13 protein-coding genes are annotated in these 18,909 nt (G+C 47.6%); 7 read left to right on the top strand and 6 right to left on the bottom strand.

Annotated elements, in window-relative coordinates:
* Nucleotides 1-33 precede the first annotated feature (33 nt).
* Nucleotides 34-1,554 (bottom strand): CoA-acylating methylmalonate-semialdehyde dehydrogenase, encoded by a 1,521-nt coding sequence (locus ICN26_RS00360; protein WP_216266092.1) that lies wholly within the window; start codon nucleotides 1,552-1,554, stop codon nucleotides 34-36.
* 151 nt (nucleotides 1,555-1,705) lie between these two features.
* Between ICN26_RS00360 and ICN26_RS00355 the strand changes: the two genes are divergently transcribed.
* Complete coding sequence (locus ICN26_RS00355) at nucleotides 1,706-2,827, top strand: NADH:flavin oxidoreductase/NADH oxidase (RefSeq protein ID WP_216266091.1); 1,122 nt, start codon at nucleotides 1,706-1,708, stop codon at nucleotides 2,825-2,827.
* Between the two features lie 44 nt (nucleotides 2,828-2,871).
* Nucleotides 2,872-3,531, top strand: a complete 660-nt coding sequence (locus tag ICN26_RS00350; protein WP_216266090.1) for a SprT family zinc-dependent metalloprotease — start codon at nucleotides 2,872-2,874, stop codon at nucleotides 3,529-3,531.
* An 11-nt stretch (nucleotides 3,532-3,542) separates the two neighbouring features.
* Here ICN26_RS00350 and dnaQ read toward each other — a convergent pair whose 3' ends face one another.
* From dnaQ to ICN26_RS00325, 5 genes are all read right to left on the bottom strand, one after another.
* Entirely contained in the window at nucleotides 3,543-4,253 is a 711-nt protein-coding gene (gene dnaQ, locus ICN26_RS00345; protein WP_216266089.1) for a DNA polymerase III subunit epsilon, read from the bottom strand.
* Nucleotides 4,253-7,351: an efflux RND transporter permease subunit gene (locus ICN26_RS00340; RefSeq protein ID WP_216266088.1), complete on the bottom strand. Its 3,099-nt coding sequence runs from the start codon at nucleotides 7,349-7,351 to the stop codon at nucleotides 4,253-4,255. The genes dnaQ and ICN26_RS00340 overlap by 1 nt, the downstream gene beginning before the upstream one ends.
* Nucleotides 7,348-8,667, bottom strand: coding sequence for an efflux RND transporter periplasmic adaptor subunit (locus ICN26_RS00335; protein WP_216266087.1), 1,320 nt, complete (start codon nucleotides 8,665-8,667; stop codon nucleotides 7,348-7,350). Before ICN26_RS00335 ends, ICN26_RS00340 begins: the two co-directional genes overlap by 4 nt.
* Before the next feature lie 116 nt (nucleotides 8,668-8,783).
* Nucleotides 8,784-9,239: a ribonuclease HI gene (rnhA, locus tag ICN26_RS00330; protein WP_216266086.1), complete on the bottom strand. Its 456-nt coding sequence runs from the start codon at nucleotides 9,237-9,239 to the stop codon at nucleotides 8,784-8,786.
* A gap of 4 nt (nucleotides 9,240-9,243) precedes the next feature.
* Nucleotides 9,244-10,029 carry a class I SAM-dependent methyltransferase gene (locus ICN26_RS00325; RefSeq protein WP_255534324.1) on the bottom strand — a complete coding sequence of 262 codons (786 nt, stop codon included), beginning with the start codon at nucleotides 10,027-10,029 and terminating at the stop codon, nucleotides 9,244-9,246.
* Between the two features lie 36 nt (nucleotides 10,030-10,065).
* Here ICN26_RS00325 and gloB point away from each other — a divergent pair, with 36 nt between their 5' ends.
* The 5 genes from gloB to carB all read left to right on the top strand — a co-directional run bounded on the left by gloB (nucleotide 10,066) and on the right by carB (nucleotide 18,896).
* Nucleotides 10,066-10,875, top strand: coding sequence for a hydroxyacylglutathione hydrolase (gloB, locus tag ICN26_RS00320; RefSeq protein ID WP_216266084.1), 810 nt, complete (start codon nucleotides 10,066-10,068; stop codon nucleotides 10,873-10,875).
* Nucleotides 10,857-12,275, top strand: coding sequence for a transglycosylase SLT domain-containing protein (locus ICN26_RS00315; protein ID WP_255534323.1), 1,419 nt, complete (start codon nucleotides 10,857-10,859; stop codon nucleotides 12,273-12,275). The genes gloB and ICN26_RS00315 overlap by 19 nt, the downstream gene beginning before the upstream one ends.
* 35 nt (nucleotides 12,276-12,310) lie before the next feature.
* On the top strand, nucleotides 12,311-14,194 hold the full coding sequence (locus ICN26_RS00310; protein ID WP_216266083.1) for a propionate--CoA ligase: 1,884 nt from the start codon (nucleotides 12,311-12,313) through the stop codon (nucleotides 14,192-14,194).
* A gap of 245 nt (nucleotides 14,195-14,439) precedes the next feature.
* Nucleotides 14,440-15,633 (top strand): glutamine-hydrolyzing carbamoyl-phosphate synthase small subunit, encoded by a 1,194-nt coding sequence (carA, locus tag ICN26_RS00305; RefSeq protein ID WP_216267599.1) that lies wholly within the window; start codon nucleotides 14,440-14,442, stop codon nucleotides 15,631-15,633.
* Nucleotides 15,633-18,896 carry a carbamoyl-phosphate synthase large subunit gene (carB, locus tag ICN26_RS00300; protein WP_216266082.1) on the top strand — a complete coding sequence of 1,088 codons (3,264 nt, stop codon included), beginning with the start codon at nucleotides 15,633-15,635 and terminating at the stop codon, nucleotides 18,894-18,896. Before carA ends, carB begins: the two co-directional genes overlap by 1 nt.
* The last annotated feature ends 13 nt before the right edge of the window (nucleotides 18,897-18,909 follow it).

Raw genomic sequence — 18,909 nt, 5'->3', positions numbered from 1 at the left:
TGATATCTACAGATACTCTCTGCGGATCAGTAATTACTTCGAAGTCGGCATCACAAACTCTGCGCCCTTAGCAATGCTCTCAGGCCAGCGTTGCATCACACTCTTTTGCTTAGTATAGAAACGAACACCTTCTTTGCCGTAGGCATGCATGTCGCCAAAGAGGGATTTCTTCCAACCGCCAAAACCATGCCAAGCCATTGGAACAGGGATAGGTACGTTAATACCAACCATGCCAACTTGTACACGGCGGGCAAATTCACGGGCAATATTACCGTCGCTCGTAAAGCAAGCTACGCCATTACCAAACTCACAGGAGTTCACTAAATTGAGCGCTTCAGTGAAGTTCGCTACACGCATGCAAGAGAGCACTGGCCCGAAAATTTCTTCTAGATAGATTTTCATATCAGGGGTGACGTTATCAAAGAGGGTACCACCGATAAAGAAGCCATTCTCATGACCTGGCACCTTCAGACCACGACCGTCTACTAGTAGCTTTGCGCCAGAAGCAACACCGCTATCAATATAGCCAGTGATGCGCTCTAAAGCAGCTTTAGTAACGATAGGGCCCATTTCGGCATCGAGCTCCATGCCATTCTTCACCTTCAGGGTCTTGGTACGCTCGATGAGTTTTGGCATGATTTTCTCGGCAACATCACCAACCAAAACCGCCACTGAGATGGCCATGCAACGTTCACCAGCAGAGCCATAGGCCGCACCAATCAAGGCATCAATCGTCTTATCGATATCCGCATCAGGCATTACTACCATGTGATTCTTAGCGCCACCTAAAGCCTGGGAGCGCTTACCAAAGTGCGCGCAACGCTCATAGATGTAATTGGCAATGGGGGTAGAGCCTACAAAGCTCACTGCCTTGACATCGGGATTCTCAATCAAGGCATCTACCGCTTCTTTATCGCCTTGCACTACGTTGAATACACCATCGGGCAAGCCAGCCTGAGTTAGTAACTTGGCCATGAATAGTGAAGCGGATGGATCGGTTGGGCTAGCTTTCAGAATGAAGCTGTTCCCACAGGCAATCGCCACTGGGAACATCCACATTGGCACCATGACAGGGAAGTTAAATGGCGTTATGCCAGCAACAACACCTAAAGGCTGGCGCATAACCCAGTTATCAATATCGGTAGATACTTGCTCGGTGTAATCACCTTTGAGTAGTTCTGGAATGCCGGTAGCGAACTCCACAATTTCAATACCGCGGGTAACTTCACCCTGGGCATCAGTAAATACTTTGCCGTGTTCAGCAGTAATGATGGCAGCCAACTCATCACGATTCGCATTGAGTAGCTCAAGATACTTAAACAAAATGCGCGCACGGCGCAATGGGGAGGTCTGGCTCCAAGTCTGGAAGGCTGCATGAGCGTTTGCTACAACATCATCAACCTCTTTGCGGCTGGCTAGGGCTACGCGTCTTGCGACAGCGCCTGTGGAGGGATTAAATACATCAGCGAAACGACCATCTTTTGGGGTGACGACTTTACCGCCCACGAAATGGCCAATATCTTCTTTTGATGTAAAAGCTTGGGGTTCGCTCATAGTGATTTACTTAATATTCTGATGTCTGGTTTTGGGTTCAATAAAGATGCTTGGACTAGATTCCGCACAACTCTGTGGTCTCGTTTATTCTACAGAATCTATTTTATCGCTTTAGCTAGTGTTACGCTTTTTCAGCCCTAAAGGTAAACAAATGAGTCTTTTATTCTCCAGTTATGTTCTAAGCTCCCCTAAGGGGCCTTTAACCCTATCAAACCGGGTAGTTGTGGCCCCGATGTGCCAATACTCTGCAGTTAATGGGGAGGCTCAGGATTGGCATTTAATGCACTGGGGCAATCTACTCAATAGTGGCGCAGGACTCTTCATCATCGAGGCTACCGGCGTGACCCCTGAGGGACGGATTACCCCTGTATGCCTGGGTCTGTGGGATGACCGCACAGAAGCGGCCCTGAAAGACAAGCTCACGAGAGCCCGGAGCTTAGCTCCAGCCACCCCTGTATTTATTCAGCTGGCGCATGCTGGCCGTAAAGCTTCCAGTGCAAGCCCTTGGGCTGGCGGTCAATTACTCTCCAAAGAGCAGGGCGGATGGGACATGGTTGCGCCATCAGCCATTCCACAGTTAAAGGATGAGCGTTTGCCGCACGAGCTCTCAAAAACAGAGCTAACTGAGCTCATCACCGCATTTGTTATTGCTGCGCAGCGCTCTGAGCGGATTGGGGTCGATGGTATTGAATTGCATGGTGCCCATGGCTATCTCTTGCACCAGTTTTTGTCGCCCATCGCCAATCAACGCACGGATGAATATGGTGGCTCTTATGAAAACCGTATCCGCTTTCCATTGGAATTATTTGCGGCGGTACGAAAGGTCTATCAAGGTGTCTTAGGTATCCGTATCTCTGCAAACGATTGGATTGAGGGTGGTTGGACGCCCGAAGAGACGGCTGATTTTGCTGCTCGACTAAAGCCCTTAGGATGTGATTTTGTTCATATTTCATCAGGGGGAATTTCTCCAATGCAAAAGATTGCAATTGGGCCAAATTACCAAGTGCCATTCGCCAAGATTGTGAAAGACAAGTCTGGTATTCCAACGATGACAGTTGGCTTAATTACCGACCCTCATCAAGCTGAAGATATCTTACAAAAAGGGGATGCAGATTTAATTGCTCTAGCACGTGCATTTTTGTACAAACCCCGTTGGACCTGGGAGGCTGCTGCAGCTTTGGGCGGCATCGTGCCTTCAAATGAGCGTTACTGGCGCTGCTTGCCGCGTGAAGCCCAGGCCATTTTTGGCGATGTCAAAGTAGGGCAGCGATAATTCCTGTCAAACAACATAACTATATTGAATGAAGTGATCGATAAATGAAGCAACACTCCCTAAGAGAATCTTGGTTAAAAGATGCTGTGAGACATTTGGAGCCGGTATTCTCAAAGGCGGGATATGCCATACCTCCAGTGAGAGTGTCTTGTGGCTTCCCGGCCTCTAGTAGTCCGAGAACAACGCCGGGACAATGTTGGCCACGCGAGCGCTCTGGTGGTGGAGTTAATGAGATCTTTATTTCACCTAAGCTGGATGATCCTGTTCAACTTCTTGATACCTTAGTACATGAGCTATGCCATGCCGTGGACGATTGCTTCAGCGGCCATGGTGAGGACTTCAAAGGTATTGCTCAGACTGTTGGTTTGGAGGGCCCCGCCAGAATGGCGCATGCGACCGAAGAGTTGGTGGTGCGTCTCATGATGATTAGCCAAGAGCTTGGGCCATATCCACATCAGGCAATTGTTTTCCCTCCTCCAAGGCCGAGCAATGCGAGTCGCAATAAAGCCAAATGTAGCCAGTGTGGATATGAGGTGACGCTACTGAAGAAGTGGGCAACCTATGGCGCACCTATTTGCCCAAAAGACAATATTCGAATGCAAGAAGCGCTGATCGAGACGATCGAAAATACAACTGAGCACGATACAGAGTCTGTTATAGGATCTAAACCTAAAGCGGATGATATCCGCCGCGCTATCAGCTAATAAAATACTTTTTAATTAGCAACAGCAGAGGGGCTCCAGACGGGATCCTTCTTGCTTGCCTTGGCAATTTCAGCCAAGATTTTTTCATGCAACTGGCAATCTTCCTCGCTCGCAGCCACGATTTTTAGCTTTGTTGGCAAAGCTTTCGTTTGTCCTGAAGCATCAGTGCCAACGGTGTAATCAATCAGGTCAATCGATAAGTCTTCTTGACCGCGCGTCATCGCTACATAAACTTCAGCTAATAATTGGGCGTCTAATAAAGCGCCGTGCAAGGTTCGATGTTGATTGCTAATCGCAAAGCGTTCGCACAAGGCATCAAGCGAATTGCGCTTGCCCGGAAACATTTGACGAGCGTCTAGTAGAGTGTCGGTAATTTTGGAGGCAAGACCCCTAAAGGCCGGGCGCTTGAGCAGTGCAAACTCGTTATCAAGGAAGCCTAAGTCAAACGCCGCATTATGAATAACTACTTCAGCCCCATCAACAAACTCAATTAACTCTTCCACAATATTTGAAAATACCGGCTTGTCGGACAGGAACTCACGAGAGAGACCATGGACCGCAAAGGCGCCGGCATCGATATCACGCTCAGGATTAATGTAGTAATGAAAGGTGCGATCAGTTAGGCGACGGCCTACCATCTCAACGCAGCCAATTTCAATAATGCGATCGCCTGTAGCCGGATTAAGACCAGTTGTTTCGGTATCGAGAATAACTTGACGCATTAGGTACCTTCTAAGACGGATGAGGGTATTTCAAAGGGGCCGTTACCCGCATATTTATCTAGATACAGATAGATTAAGGGAGTAATGATGAGCGTTACAAACTGCGAGAAGATTAAACCGCCAGCTACGCTGATGCCCAAGGGTTGACGCAATTCGGCACCTGCGCCTAAACCTAATGCAATGGGAAAGGCGCCCATCAAGGCAGCAATCGTTGTCATCATGATTGGTCTGAAGCGCAATATGCAAGCCTCACGGATAGCCTTTTCTGGTGACATACCTTGGTTGCGCTGGGCATCCAAAGCGAAGTCAATCATTAGGATCGCATTCTTCTTGACGATACCGATCAGCAGCAGGATGCCAATGGATGCAACTACGGTTAACTCAAAGCCAAAAATACGCAGAGCCAAAATCGCACCAATCGCAGCTGAGGGTAGGCCGGCCAAAATAGTCAGAGGATGAATGTAGCTTTCGTAGAGTACGCCGAGCAATATATAAATAACGCCTAAAGCAGCCAAGATTAAGATGACTTGTCCCGACTGATTGTCTTTGAATACCGCGGCATCACCACCATAGCTGGTAATGATTGAAGGTGGAAGCCCGATCTCTTTTTCGTACCCATCAATTGCTTTGGTTGCATCACCTAGGAACACATCTGGCGCCAGGTTGAAGGAAATGGTCACCGCTGGAATTTGACCTTGATGATTCACGGCTGTTGGACCAACAGTGCGCACAAAACTGGCCAGACTGGAGAGGGGAATTAACTTATCTGTTGCGCGACCTCTGACATAGACCTTATTTAAATCAGTTTCAAATTGACGGTCACTCTCAGCGGTTTCTAAGATGACGTAATAGGTGTTGACTGGCGTGTAGATAGTTGACACTTGGCGTTCACCAAATGAGTTGTAAAGCGCACCACGAATATCAGCGATCGTTACACCAGCGCTAGCCGCTTTTTCACGATCGATCTCAATCTTGACATTAAGACCTTTCATCTTGGAATCGCTTGTGACATCTCTAAAGATCGGATTGCTGCGTATCTTATCTGTCATCTTGTCAGCCCACTCGTTCACGCCTTCAAAGCCTACACTTTGAAGCGTAAATTGGTAGCGGCTCTTACTGCTTCTACCGCCGAGTTGTAAGTTTTGAACAGGGCGCATATAAACCTGCAGACCTGGAACATCTTTAAATTTATTTCTAAGACCTTCGATCACCTTACTCATCTTTTCTCGATCGCCCTTAGGTTTGAGGATGATGAAGAAGCGACCAGTATTTCTACCTGCACTTTGGCCGCCACCCAAGATGGAGATGGAGTTAGCCACATTGGGATCGTTATTGACAATCTCAGCTGCACGATCTTGAAGCTGCAACATGGTTTTAAAAGAGGTGTCTTCTGAAGCTTCCGTGGTAGCGGTGATTTGTCCAATATCCTCTTCAGGAAAGAAGCCCTTCGGACTATTGCTAAATAAGTAGATGGTGATGAAGAAGCTAGCAACCGCACCCCACAATACTTTTTTGCGATTAAGTAGTGCTAGGTCCAAATAGTGAACATAGGTCTTTAGAGACCAGTCAAAAATCCGATCAAACTGTTTGGTGACAGCATATTCTTTTGGATGATCACCAGGCTTCGGTAAAAAACGGCTACAGAGCAGTGGCACTATGGTCAGGGAGACTACCGCCGATACTAAGATAGACAGCGAAACCACCACTGCAAATTCTCTAAAGAGTAGGCCGATTGGACCGGCCATAAAGAAGAGGGGGATGAAGACCGCAACCAAAGATATGGAGATGGAAATGATCGTGAATCCCACCTCTTTGCTGCCCTTGAGTGATGCCTTAAGGGGATCCATGCCTTGCTCAATGTAGCGCATGATATTTTCAAGCACAACAATGGCATCGTCCACTACCAAGCCAACTGCCAAGGTAATTCCTAGCAAGGAAATATTGTCTAAGCTGTAGCCCAATACATAGAGTAAAAAGAATGCACCGATTAGGGAAATTGGCAGGCTAATCGAGGGGATGAGGGTTGCAGAGATGCGCTTTAAGAACAAAAATATCACCAACACGACGAGGAAAATAGTTAACGCGAGCGTGATGTTGACATCATGAATTGCCTCAATGATGGAAAGGGATCTATCGTTAATGAGCGTCAACTTAATAGACGCAGGCATTTGCTCTTGGAGTCTGGGCAATAATTTTTTGATTGCTTTGACTAGATCCACTGTATTGGCATTGGGTTGCCGCAAAATCCCAATCGCAATCGAGCGCTCCCCACCTGATGTGGCGAAGGTCTTCACATCCTCGAAGCTTTCTTGGACGTCTGCAACATCTTGAAGATACACCGGCAAGCCATTGCGCTGGGCAATGACTAGGTTGCCAAATTCTTCTGCTTTTACTAATTGAGGATTAGCATAAATAGTAATCAGTTGACGTGGTCCATCCAGGGTTCCTACTGGACTATTGGTATTGGCTTTATTAATCGCAGTGGCCAACTCTTCCATGGTGATATTGCGGTTGCCCAAAGCATCGGGGCGAACGCTGACACGAACGGCATAGCGCTTCGCACCATACACTTGCACTTGAGAAACTCCGCTGATCGTCGAGATATTTGGAGCTAGAAGGTTTTCGGCGTAATCATTGATTTCAGCAAGGCTGATCGATGGCGAGCTTACCCGGATAACAAGAACTGCAGTATCGGCAGGATTGATTTTGCGATAAGACGGGGGAACCGTCATTTCAATAGGTAACCTACGCTGCGCACGTAGTAAAGCTGCTTGTACGTCTACTGCAGCTTTATCAATATCTCGCTCACTCGTAAACTCCAAGGTGATACTAGTAGACCCTAGGGTATTAGTTGAGCTAATGACCTTGATGCCATCAATCGTTGAGAATTCTTTTTCAAGTGGTAGCGCCACAGAAGACGCCATGTTTTCTGGCGCTGCTCCCGGGAGACTCGCGCTAACTGAAATGATGGGGGTATTAAAACTAGGTAGTGCTGCAACAGGAATATTGAAGTAGGCAACGGTGCCTGCTATCACTGTGGAAATAGATAGCAGCACCGTCATCACGGGGCGTCTAATACATAATTCAGAGAGCGTCATTTTTTCTCGGGTGCGGGAGAGGGTGCCGCTGTTTTAGCTGGAGGAGCGGTAGCAGCTACCTTTTTTGCTTCTCGGATTTTGCTTCCAGGACGCAGGTTTTGCTTGCCTTCAATAACCACACGAGAGCCTGCATCAACACCACTAATGACAGAGGTGCCTTGGTACTCATAAACAACTTTGATGGGCTTAGGTTGAACCTTGTCATCCTTGTCCACAAGATAAATCAGGCGACCTTTAGGGCTAATGACAATGGCCTCGGATGGGACTGCAATCGCATCTTTGATGGTATTGGCACTCAATGAGACTCGGGCAAATTGACCAGGTAAAAGGGTCATCATCTCGTTGGGTATCTGAGCACGCACTCTCACTGCCGCAATACTGGGGTCTACTTGGTTATCAATCACCAGCACTTCACCTTCGTAAACAGATGCTGCATTGTTACCAACGCTTACTTTCACCTTCAGCGGGGTATCGGCCTGCTTGCCTTCCATCAATAGGGGAATGTCTTTCTCAGGCACCACAAACTGAACATTGATGGGATTGAGTTGAGTAATGGTCACCATGGACCCAACGCTCGAAGTTGCAGTAGAGCTAGTTGCTGTTGTTACTACGTTACTGGCTTGTACCAGTGATCCCGGAAATACGTTGATGATGCCGGCTCGTCCAGCGATCGGTGAACGGATGGAGTCATAAGAGAGCTGAACTTCAGCAGACCGAGCAGCTGCTTGAGCAGACTTGGCATTGGCAAGGGAGGTTTCTAGTCCTGCTTTGGAGATAAAGTTTTTAGTAACCAACTCTTGAGCGCGCAAGTATTGCTTTTGAGCATCATCTGCTAGCGCTTTTAATTTCTCATAATTAGCTCGATCGTTACGATCATCGAGAGTGAAGAGCAGTTGACCTTCTTTAACTTCTTGCCCATCTTTAATGTGAATTGTTTTGACCGTATTGGTAGTCATTGGCCGAATATCGACGATGCTATTGGAAATAATCGTACCAGTGGCTTCAATAATGAGTGGGATATTTTTCTTCTCAACTATGACGCTGGTGATAGTTTGAGTGCCGCCACCAGTTTTGGTATTGACTGGAAAATAATAGTCATAGGCTTTAGATCCAGCATACAAAATCAGCAGCACAATCAAAATGCGCCACTTATATTTCAGGGTGAACGCTTTGACTGTTACGTAGTTTATTTTTCTTAACTTGCTTACATGCGGGGAAATTTTTTTCCAAAGAGTGCAGAGGCGACTCATGACCCAGTTTTTGAGTATTGGAAGCTTAGCGACTACCTTGTCGAGTGCAGATTCAATTTTTGACACGGTCTCGGCTATTTCTTGGCTCTATATGGGTTTAGCGGGGAATTTTTGCACCAGCTTTGAATGCGATCATTCTCTCATAAGACCGTAAGAAACGGGCTGCAGTGCATCGACCCAAATTAGGGAAGAAATTCTTCTACACCTTTGTTTGCCAATAGGTCTGCCAGCTCATTTCCAGGGTGGCCGTTGTGCCCACGAACCCAATGCCAGGAGATCTTATGGTCGGGGATCAGGGCGTCTAATTCTTGCCATAAATCGGCATTTTTGACGGGATCTTTACTGGCGGTCTTCCAACCCCTTTTTTTCCAACCCTCCAGCCACTCAGTAACCCCCTTTTGAACATATTGTGAGTCTGTCCAAAGCTCTACCGAGCTAGTTTGCTTGAGGGCTCGAAGTGCATGAATAACGGCGCTAATTTCCATCCGATTGTTGGTAGTATGTTCCGCACCACCATGAAGGTGTTTCTCATGGCCACCTGAGCGCAGGACGACACCCCAACCTCCGGGGCCGGGATTGCCTTTGCAGGCGCCATCGGTATAAATGACAATGTGAGGAAGGGGTTTGGTGTGAGGCATGCCGTTAATTTACTCGGTCTTGCTTGTAAGCTAATTGCTGGCGACTTTCAGCTACAGGGTTCAATTGAGTGATCGCTGGGATGCGCAGACCTTGGACTTGTCCGATCAGCCGGATGCCTTGCTGGCGTTTAATGGCGGAAACTAGGAAAACAGCCCCAAAAATAGGCCACCAGCGGTTGCCAGCCGGCTCCATAAAGTTCATCCTGGCCATGCCTGACTCTCCACTCAAAGGAAGTTTATAGCAGCCAAAATGACCTCTATCTAGCGAGAAGTTCAATAGTTGCAGCCAGTCTTTAATTCTGAGAAGGCCAATAAATTGCCCATCCCTTGGTAAATAGGGGGTGCCGATTAATCTGCTGAGATATTGGCGCATACCCCAAAGACTTGCCGGATTGAATCCAGAAATAATCAAGCGGCCCTCAGGGCGAAGAACGCGCTCAGCTTCTCGCAAAATTTGATGGGGATCGGCAGCAAATTCCAAGACATGTGGCATCACCAACAAATCAATCGATTCAGAAGCAAAAGGCAGCTCATTGGCGTTGCCCTCAATCTGATGCCAATTAAACTGGCCAGCCTGTTTTTGGCGGTCATGAGTGTTCATTAGCAGAGCCTGCAAGGGCATGCGGTTTTCTGCCAAGGTGTTGATTTGCGGCAAACCAATTTGTACGGCATAAAAACCAAATACATCAGCCACGATCTGATTAAAGCATTTTTGCTCCCAGGCAAGCACATAGCGCCCAGGGGGTGATTGCAGCCATTTTTCCCATGAACTCCATGGTGGTGCGGGCATCTGAGAGGGGGCGGGTGGGGTTGGTATCATCGGTCTATGGTGAAGAATACTTTATTGCAAGTTTGGCCGATACCGGCTTTTGATGACAATTATCTCTGGTGTATCCATGATGGCCAGTCTGCCTTGATCGTTGATCCAGGTGATGCTGCCCCTGTATTGCAATATCTCGAGCAACATCAGTTGACTCTGACTGGTATTTTAATTACCCATCACCATGCAGACCATACTGGCGGCATTCTGACTTTACTCAATACCCTTGGCTCGTCTATTCCAGTTTATGGCCCTGCCGCGATTGATATCCCAGGCCGAACACATGCCCTAATGGAGGGCGATAAGATAGAAGTCGCTGCGCCACGTATTAGCCTTGAGGTATACGAAGTGCCTGGCCATACTTTGAGTCACATTGCTTACTTTGCGAACATGCAGGCCAATGTTGTTGAGCCTATGCTGTTCTGTGGCGATACCTTATTTGCGTCTGGCTGCGGTCGTTTGTTTGAGGGTACCCCAACGCAGATGAGCCAGTCTCTAGCGAAGTTTATCGCTTTGCCTAAAAACACTCTGGTGTATTGCACCCATGAATACACCTTGTCCAATATTCGTTTTGCGCTGGCGGTTGAGCCTAATAATGCCAACCTCATTACTTGGGCAGAAACTGCTAAAGCGCTGCGCGATCAACAGCTACCAACATTACCAACGACCATCGGACAAGAATTGCAAGTGAATCCATTTATGCGGTGCGATCAACAGGCCGTGATTGATACCGCTCTCGAGGTCTCGGGTGAAAAATCTCTGCCTACGCCTGCACATGTTTTGGCGGTAATTCGAGCATGGAAGGATCGGTTCTGATGTTCTGGCGCTATGCGGCGATATTGCTGATTTCGGTACTAACAGGTTGCGCTAGTACTGGAGATTGGTCCTCTGATGTGCCGACACGTCAAGATCCACGCGCCGCTAACGCGAAGCGGGTAAATCTAAAAAATCAATCTGTCAGCGACCTGTACGCACCATCGAGCAATCTCTGGATTCGGATTCGGGATGGTTTTGAGATGGAACCCATGAATACTCCGTTGGAGATTGAGCAAGTTCGTTGGCTTAGCGCTCGCCCAGACTATGTTCATCGCTCAATGGCTCGCTCATCACGCTATCTGTTTTATATCGTGCAAGAGGTGAATGCGCGCAAGATGCCAACCGAGATCGCTTTGCTTCCGTTTGTCGAAAGCGCATTCGTGACGCACGCCAAATCTAGCGCAAAGGCCATGGGCTTGTGGCAATTTATGCCTGCAACGGGTAAAGATTTTCAATTAACGCAAAACGTTTTTAGGGATGAGCGCAGAGATGTCTTGCAATCTACTGATGCCGCCTTGGATTACTTACAACGCTTACATAAGCAGTTTGGCAGTTGGGATCTTGCCTTAGCTGCCTATAACTGGGGCGCAGGTAATGTCTCAAAAGCACAGAAACGCAATCTTGCTGCAGGACTCCCTACGAATTATCTGAGTCTCAAGATGCCCAATGAGACTCGAAATTATGTTCCGAAGTTAATGGCTTACCGGCAGATTGTTTTAGATCCCAAAGCGTATGGCATTGTTCTGCCGGATTTAGAAAACCATCCTTATTTTGTTGCAGTGGATGTCGGGTCTGATATTGATGTGGCTCTGGTAATTGAGTTGAGCGAAATTCCGGAGGACGAGTTTCATAGTCTGAACCCCTCATTTAATAAACCGGTCATCTTGAGTAACGCTAATCAGCAAATCTTGCTACCGTTTGGGCATGCCGAGGTATTCCAGGAAAACCTCAAGAAGTACACTAAGCCACTATCTTCTTGGACGGCAGTGCAAGTGACCAAGACAGAATCAGTTGAGCAAGCCGCAAAAACGCTTGGTGTGGATGCCGATACCTTAAGAGCAGTCAATGGCATACCCAAAAGCATGAGAATTCGGGCGGGTTCAACGGTTCTAGTGCCTAAAACTAACCAGCGCCCTGGTGATATCTCAGTGGCACTAGCCGAGAATGGCAGTCTCAATTTAGATAAGTCAGCGCCTAAAAATTGTGCAAAAGGGGCTAAGTGCGCAGTGGCAAAGACTGGAAAAGGAGCTGCTAAGGGTAATTCCTCTGCGAATAATGCTGCAACTCAGCATAAATCCGCATCGACAGGACTTGCAAAATCTGCGAAAAATGGATCTTCGAATGCGAGTAGCTCAACTCCCAAGACTTCGGCTAGCAAGGGAGCCAGCAAGATTCAGTAAGCCCAGACACTTTAATTTACTTATTTAGGTTGACCATGTCCTATAAATCAGAACACGAACGCTCCATTAAAGACCCTGATGGATTCTGGGGAGAGCAGGCAAAACTCATTCATTGGGAAAAACCATTCAACAAGGTTCTGGATTACGCAAACCCTCCGTTTGCTAAATGGTTTGAAGGTGGCTTAACTAATCTCTGCTACAACGCAGTTGACCGTCACCTCAAAGATCGTGCTGAGCAGATCGCTCTAGTCGCCGTTTCAACAGAAACCAATCTAGAAAAAGCATACACATTTAAGGAGCTTTACGAAGAAGTCAATCGTATTGCAGCCATCTACAAAGCGAACGGCGTTCAAAAGGGCGATCGCGTGTTGATTTACATGCCAATGATTGCTGAAGCCTGTTTCGCAATGCTCGCTTGTGCACGCATCGGTGCCATTCACTCTGTGGTATTTGGTGGCTTTGCATCCCATAGCTTGGCATCGCGTATCGACGATGCAAAACCGAAAATGATTGTGACTGCAGAAGCGGGTGCGCGTGGTGGTAAAGCAGTTCCTTATAAGCCATTACTCGATGAGGCCATCAAGCTCGCGAGCTACAAGCCTGAAAAAGTCCTGATCGTGAATCGTGGCCTGACTGAGTTCACCGCAGTGGCCGGTCGTGACTTGGACTACGCAACTGAGCGCCAAAAGCACCTTAATGATTTAGTGCCGATTGAGTGGGTGGATGCAACCCACACTTCATATATTTTGTATACCTCTGGCACTACTGGTAAACCTAAGGGCGTACAACGTGACACCGGTGGTTACGCAGTCGCCTTGGCTTCCACCATGAAGCACATCTTCTGCGGCAATCCTGGCGAGACCATGTTCTGCACCTCAGATATTGGTTGGGTGGTGGGCCATAGCTACATCATTTATGCACCATTACTGAACGGCATGGCAACCATTCTTTACGAAGGCACGCCCTTACGTCCTGATGCAGGTATTTGGTGGGAGCTGGTTGAGAAGTACAAAGTATCAGTCATGTTCTCTGCGCCAACTGCAGTTCGTGTTCTCAAAAAACAAGACCCCGCCTTTTTAACTAAATATGATCTCTCGAGCTTGCGTGCTTTGTTCTTGGCAGGCGAGCCCTTGGATGAGCCAACGGCAACCTGGATACATGATGCGATTAAAAAGCCGATCGTGGATAACTATTGGCAGACAGAAACAGGTTGGCCAATGCTGGCAATTCAGCGTGGGGTAGAAGTGATGCCGCATAAGTTTGGTTCTCCTGGCGTCCCATCATTTGGTTACAACATGAAACTATTGGATGACGCTACTTCGGAAGAGTTGGGTCCAGATCGCAAAGGCGTAATTGCGATTGAAGGTCCTTTGCCTCCTGGCTGCATGCAAACTGTTTGGGGTGATGACAAGCGTTTTGTGAGTACCTATTGGGAAACCATTCCCGGCAAGATGATTTACTCTACTTTTGATTGGGGTATCAAAGATGCGGATGGCTACTTCTTTATTTTGGGGCGTACTGATGATGTGATTAACGTTGCTGGCCATCGTTTAGGCACTCGTGAGATCGAGGAGAGTATTTCTGGTCATCCCAATATCTCTGAAGTAGCAGTAGTGGGTATTGAGGACAAACTCAAGGGCCAAGCTGCGATCGCCTTTGTGATTCCAAAGGATGCCTCTGATACGGCCACTCTAGAAGCAGAGTGCATGAAAACCGTAGACACCACTCTAGGCGCGATTGCTCGTCCAGGCCGTGTTTATGTGGTTACGGCTTTGCCTAAGACACGTTCAGGCAAGATCGTCCGCCGTGCTCTCCAAGCTGTAGCTGAGGGGCGCGATCCTGGCGATATCAGCACGATGGAAGATCAAACTGTTTTAGCTCAAATTAAGACCATCATCGAGCAAAGCGTAAAGTCTTAAATCTAGCTTGGTAGCATTAAAAATAAGTCCCTTGGTTGCATGACTCAGGGGCTTATTAGCTTACAAGCCTCATTGGCTGGGAATCCAAGGGTTTATACGCAAAACTGGTATGATTCAAGGGTTCAAAACTTAATAAATTACCCTAGCGCTTAAAGACACTCACCTCCCGCACAAACAGTCCTGGGTTGGTCTTTTTGGGGTGTTGAGCGTCGGATGGAGCAGGGACTGGAGATGGTTTGTCACCCTTGCTTCCTTCTTTTCCTCCTGCCGTGCTGGCTTTAGCTGACGGCACTATATTTCCCGGTCTGAGTATTGGCGCCCCTGGCGAAACTACCGGCGAAGTTGTTTTCAATACTGCACTGACTGGTTATCAAGAGATCATCACTGATCCGAGTTACTCACGCCAAATTGTTACCTTGACTTATCCACATATCGGAAACGTTGGGGTAAACGCTCAAGATGCTGAGTCAGATCAGATTCATGCTGCTGGCTTGGTTGTGAAAGACCTCTCTGAGCGTGTCTCTAATTTCCGCTCTGAAGAAACTCTGGACAGTTACCTCATAAAGGCAGGGGTGGTTGGTATTTCCGGTATCGATACCCGTAAGCTCACTCGCATTCTGCGCGATAAGGGTGCTCAGTCTGGCGCTATTGTTGCTGGCAAGATGGGTGATGACGTAGAGGTTCTTGGTAAGAAAGCCTTGGAGTTGGCTAAAGCTTTTCCAGGCATGGCTGGCCTAGATCTAGCTAAAGTCGTAACAACAAAATCCCCATACCAATGGCGTGAAGCTGAGTGGGATCTACATGGTCCTGACGGCAAACCTACATATCGATCTTTAGATACTGGTAAGCCAATCAAAAAAGTAGTTGCCTATGATTTTGGTGTGAAGCGCAATATCTTGCGCATGCTCACTGAGCGTGGCTGTGAGTTAACCATCGTTCCTGCGCAAACGAGCGCAGCCGAAGTGTTGGCAATGAACCCAGATGGCGTTTTCTTCTCAAATGGTCCTGGGGATCCCGGTCCTTGTGATTACGCAATTGCTGCTGCAAAAGAAATTATTGAGAAGGGTGTTCCAACATTCGGCATTTGTTTGGGCCACCAAATTATGGGCTTAGCTGCTGGCGCTAAAACTTTGAAGATGAAATTCGGCCACCATGGTGCAAACCACCCCGTAAAAGATTTAGATACTGGGCGCGTAGCGATTACCTCCCAGAATCATGGTTTTGCTGTTGATGCAAACACTTTGCCCGACAACATTCGCGTCACGCACGTGTCTTTATTTGATGGATCGCTGCAAGGTTTGGCTTGGAAAGATAAGCCTGCTTTATGTTTTCAAGGGCATCCTGAGGCCTCACCAGGTCCTCACGATATTGCCTATTTATTTGATCGTTTTGTGGAGCTCATGAATGCTGCCGCTGCTGGTTCTAAGGGGGGCAAATAATGCCTAAGCGTAGCGACATTCAGAGCATCCTGATTATTGGTGCTGGTCCAATTGTGATTGGACAAGCTTGTGAGTTTGACTATTCTGGTGCGCAAGCTTGTAAAGCCCTGCGCGATGAAGGTTACAAAGTTATTTTAGTGAACAGCAATCCTGCCACCATCATGACTGACCCTGAGATGGCAGATGTAACTTACATCGAGCCGATTACTTGGGAAGTGGTAGAACGGATTATTGCCACTGAGAAACCCGATGCTATTTTGCCAACGATGGGTGGTCAAACGGCCTTGAATTGTGCACTCGATTTACATCGCCATGGTGTTTTGGAAAAATACGGTTGCGAATTGATTGGCGCTTCACCAGAAGCAATTGATAAAGCTGAAGACCGTCAAAAGTTTAAAGATGCAATGACCAAGATTGGTCTGGGCTCTGCAAAGTCTGGCATTGCGCATTCTATGGATGAGGCGCATGAAGTGCAGCAACGTATTCAGAAGGAGACTGACAGTTTAGGCTTCCCAGTCGTGATTCGACCTTCATTCACTATGGGCGGATCCGGCGGTGGTATTGCGTATAACCGTGAAGAGTTTGAAGAAATTTGCAAACGCGGTTTAGATTTATCACCAACCCGCGAGCTCCTCATTGAAGAGTCCCTCTTGGGTTGGAAAGAGTTTGAGATGGAAGTAGTGCGTGACCGTGCTGATAACTGCATCATCGTTTGCTCAATCGAAAACTTAGACCCGATGGGTGTCCATACCGGTGACTCGATCACCGTTGCCCCTGCACAAACCTTGACAGATAAAGAGTATCAAATTTTGCGCAACGCCTCGATTGCGGTCCTGCGTGAGATTGGTGTGGATACTGGTGGTTCAAACGTGCAGTTCTCGATTAATCCAGTTGATGGTCGCATGATCGTCATTGAGATGAACCCACGTGTTTCACGTTCATCCGCCTTGGCTTCAAAAGCAACTGGTTTTCCGATCGCCAAGATTGCTGCCAAGCTGGCAGTGGGTTACACCTTAGATGAGTTGAAGAACGACATCACCGGTGGCGCAACTCCAGCATCCTTTGAGCCATCAATAGACTATGTTGTTACAAAGATTCCTCGCTTTGCGTTTGAGAAGTTTCCTCAAGCAGATTCTCGTTTAACCACGCAGATGAAGTCCGTAGGTGAGGTGATGGCTATTGGTCGCACCTTCCAAGAATCTTTCCAAAAAGCATTACGCGGTTTAGAGGTTGGTGTTGATGGTCTGGATGAAGTTTCTACAGACTTAGATGACATCATTCAAGAAATCGGTGAGCCAGGACCAGATCGTATTTGGTATTTGGCAGACGCGTTCCGTATGGGCATGGGCTTGGATGAGGTTTACAACGAAACGAAGGTGGATCCTTGGTTCTTGGAGCAAATCGAAGAACTCATCACCATGGAGACTGAGCTTAAGCAGCGCAAGCTCGATAGTTTGTCAGCACATGAACTGCGTTTCATCAAGCAAAAAGGTTTCTCAGATCGCCGCTTAGCTAAATTATTGGGAGTGGACGCCTCTTCCGTTCGCGCTGCACGTCATCGCCTCAAAGTGGTGCCAGTCTATAAGCGGGTAGATACCTGTGCCGCCGAGTTCTCTACAAATACGGCTTATCTGTATTCCACTTACGAAGCAGAGCATGGTGAGTGTGAATCTCAGCCAAGTACTAAAGACAAGATCATGGTTTTGGGTGGTGGTCCTAACCGTATCGGTCAAGGTATTGAGTTTGACTACTGCTGCGTTCATGCAGCCTTGGCAATGCGCGAAGATGGTTATGAAACCATCATGGTGAACTGCAACCCAGAAACGGTTTCTACTGACTACGATACTTCTGATCGCTTGTATTTTGAGCCTTTGACTCTAGAAGATGTTCTAGAGATCGTGGCAATTGAAAAGCCAAAAGGCGTCATTGTTCAGTATGGCGGCCAGACTCCGTTGAAGTTGGCATTAGATCTTGAGGCTAATGGTGTACCAATTATCGGTACATCGCCAGACATGATTGATGCAGCAGAAGATCGTGAGCGTTTCCAGAAGCTATTGCATGAACTGAACTTGCGACAGCCGCCTAACCGTACTGCGCGTGCGGAAGATGAAGCTTTGAAGCTCGCCGAAGAAATTGGTTACCCATTGGTAGTGCGTCCATCCTACGTATTGGGTGGCCGCGCTATGGAAATCGTTCATGATGGCCGTGATCTTGAGCGTTATATGCGTGAGGCAGTCAAGGTTTCTCACGACTCACCAGTATTGCTAGATCGCTTCCTGAACGATGCGATTGAGTGTGATGTGGACTGCATTAGTGACGGTCAGCAGGTATTTATCGGTGGCGTGATGGAGCACATTGAGCAAGCTGGTGTTCACTCAGGTGATTCTGCCTGTTCATTGCCGCCATACTCTTTATCGGACGAGACGATTGCAGAAATCAAACGTCAAACCGCAGCAATGGCTAAAGGTCTGAACGTTGTTGGTTTGATGAACGTGCAGTTTGCGATTCAGCATGTTGATGGTAAAGATGTCATCTATGTACTCGAAGTAAATCCGCGCGCCTCTCGTACTGTTCCGTTCGTATCAAAAGCCACTGGTTTGCAGTTAGCCAAAATTGCAGCTCGCTGCATGGTGGGTCAAACTCTAAAACAACAGGGTATTCTGAATGAAGTGAAACCGGCTTATTACTCAGTAAAAGAAGCCGTCTTCCCATTCAATAAGTTTCCTGGCATTGATCCGATCCTAGGACCAGAGATGCGCTCTACTGGTGAGGTGATGGGTGTTGGTAAGACTTTTGGTGAGGCCTTGTTTAAATCCCAATTAGGCGCAGGAATTAAATTGCCTAAGAGTGGCACTGTGTTGTTAACCGTGAAAGATAGCGACAAGCCAAAGGCGGTTGAGGTAGCTAAGCTTTTGCACCAATTGGGATTCCCTATGGTTGCGACTAAAGGCACTGCCGCGGCTATTGAGGCGGCTGGCTTTCCAGTTCGCGTAGTCAACAAGGTGAAGGATGGCCGCCCACACATTGTTGACCTGATTAAGAATGGTGAGATCTCCCTGGTATTTACCACTGTTGATGAGACCCGTACTGCAATTGCGGATTCACGCTCCATTCGTACTAGTGCACAAGCTAATAATGTGACCTACTACACTACGATTAGTGCAGCACGTGCGGTAATGGATGGCTTGATGGCATCGCAAAATGGTAACAAAGGGTCGCTTGAGGTGTATTCATTGCAAAATCTACACAAGACTCTCAATTAAATTAAGTGAGGTA

Origin of the sequence: Polynucleobacter hallstattensis, assembly GCF_018881835.1 — a bacterium.
GTDB classification, from domain to species: Bacteria; Pseudomonadota; Gammaproteobacteria; order Burkholderiales; family Burkholderiaceae; genus Polynucleobacter; species Polynucleobacter hallstattensis.
Note: the sequence above shows the minus strand (reverse complement) of the source record. Positions and strands in the feature narration are given on the sequence as shown.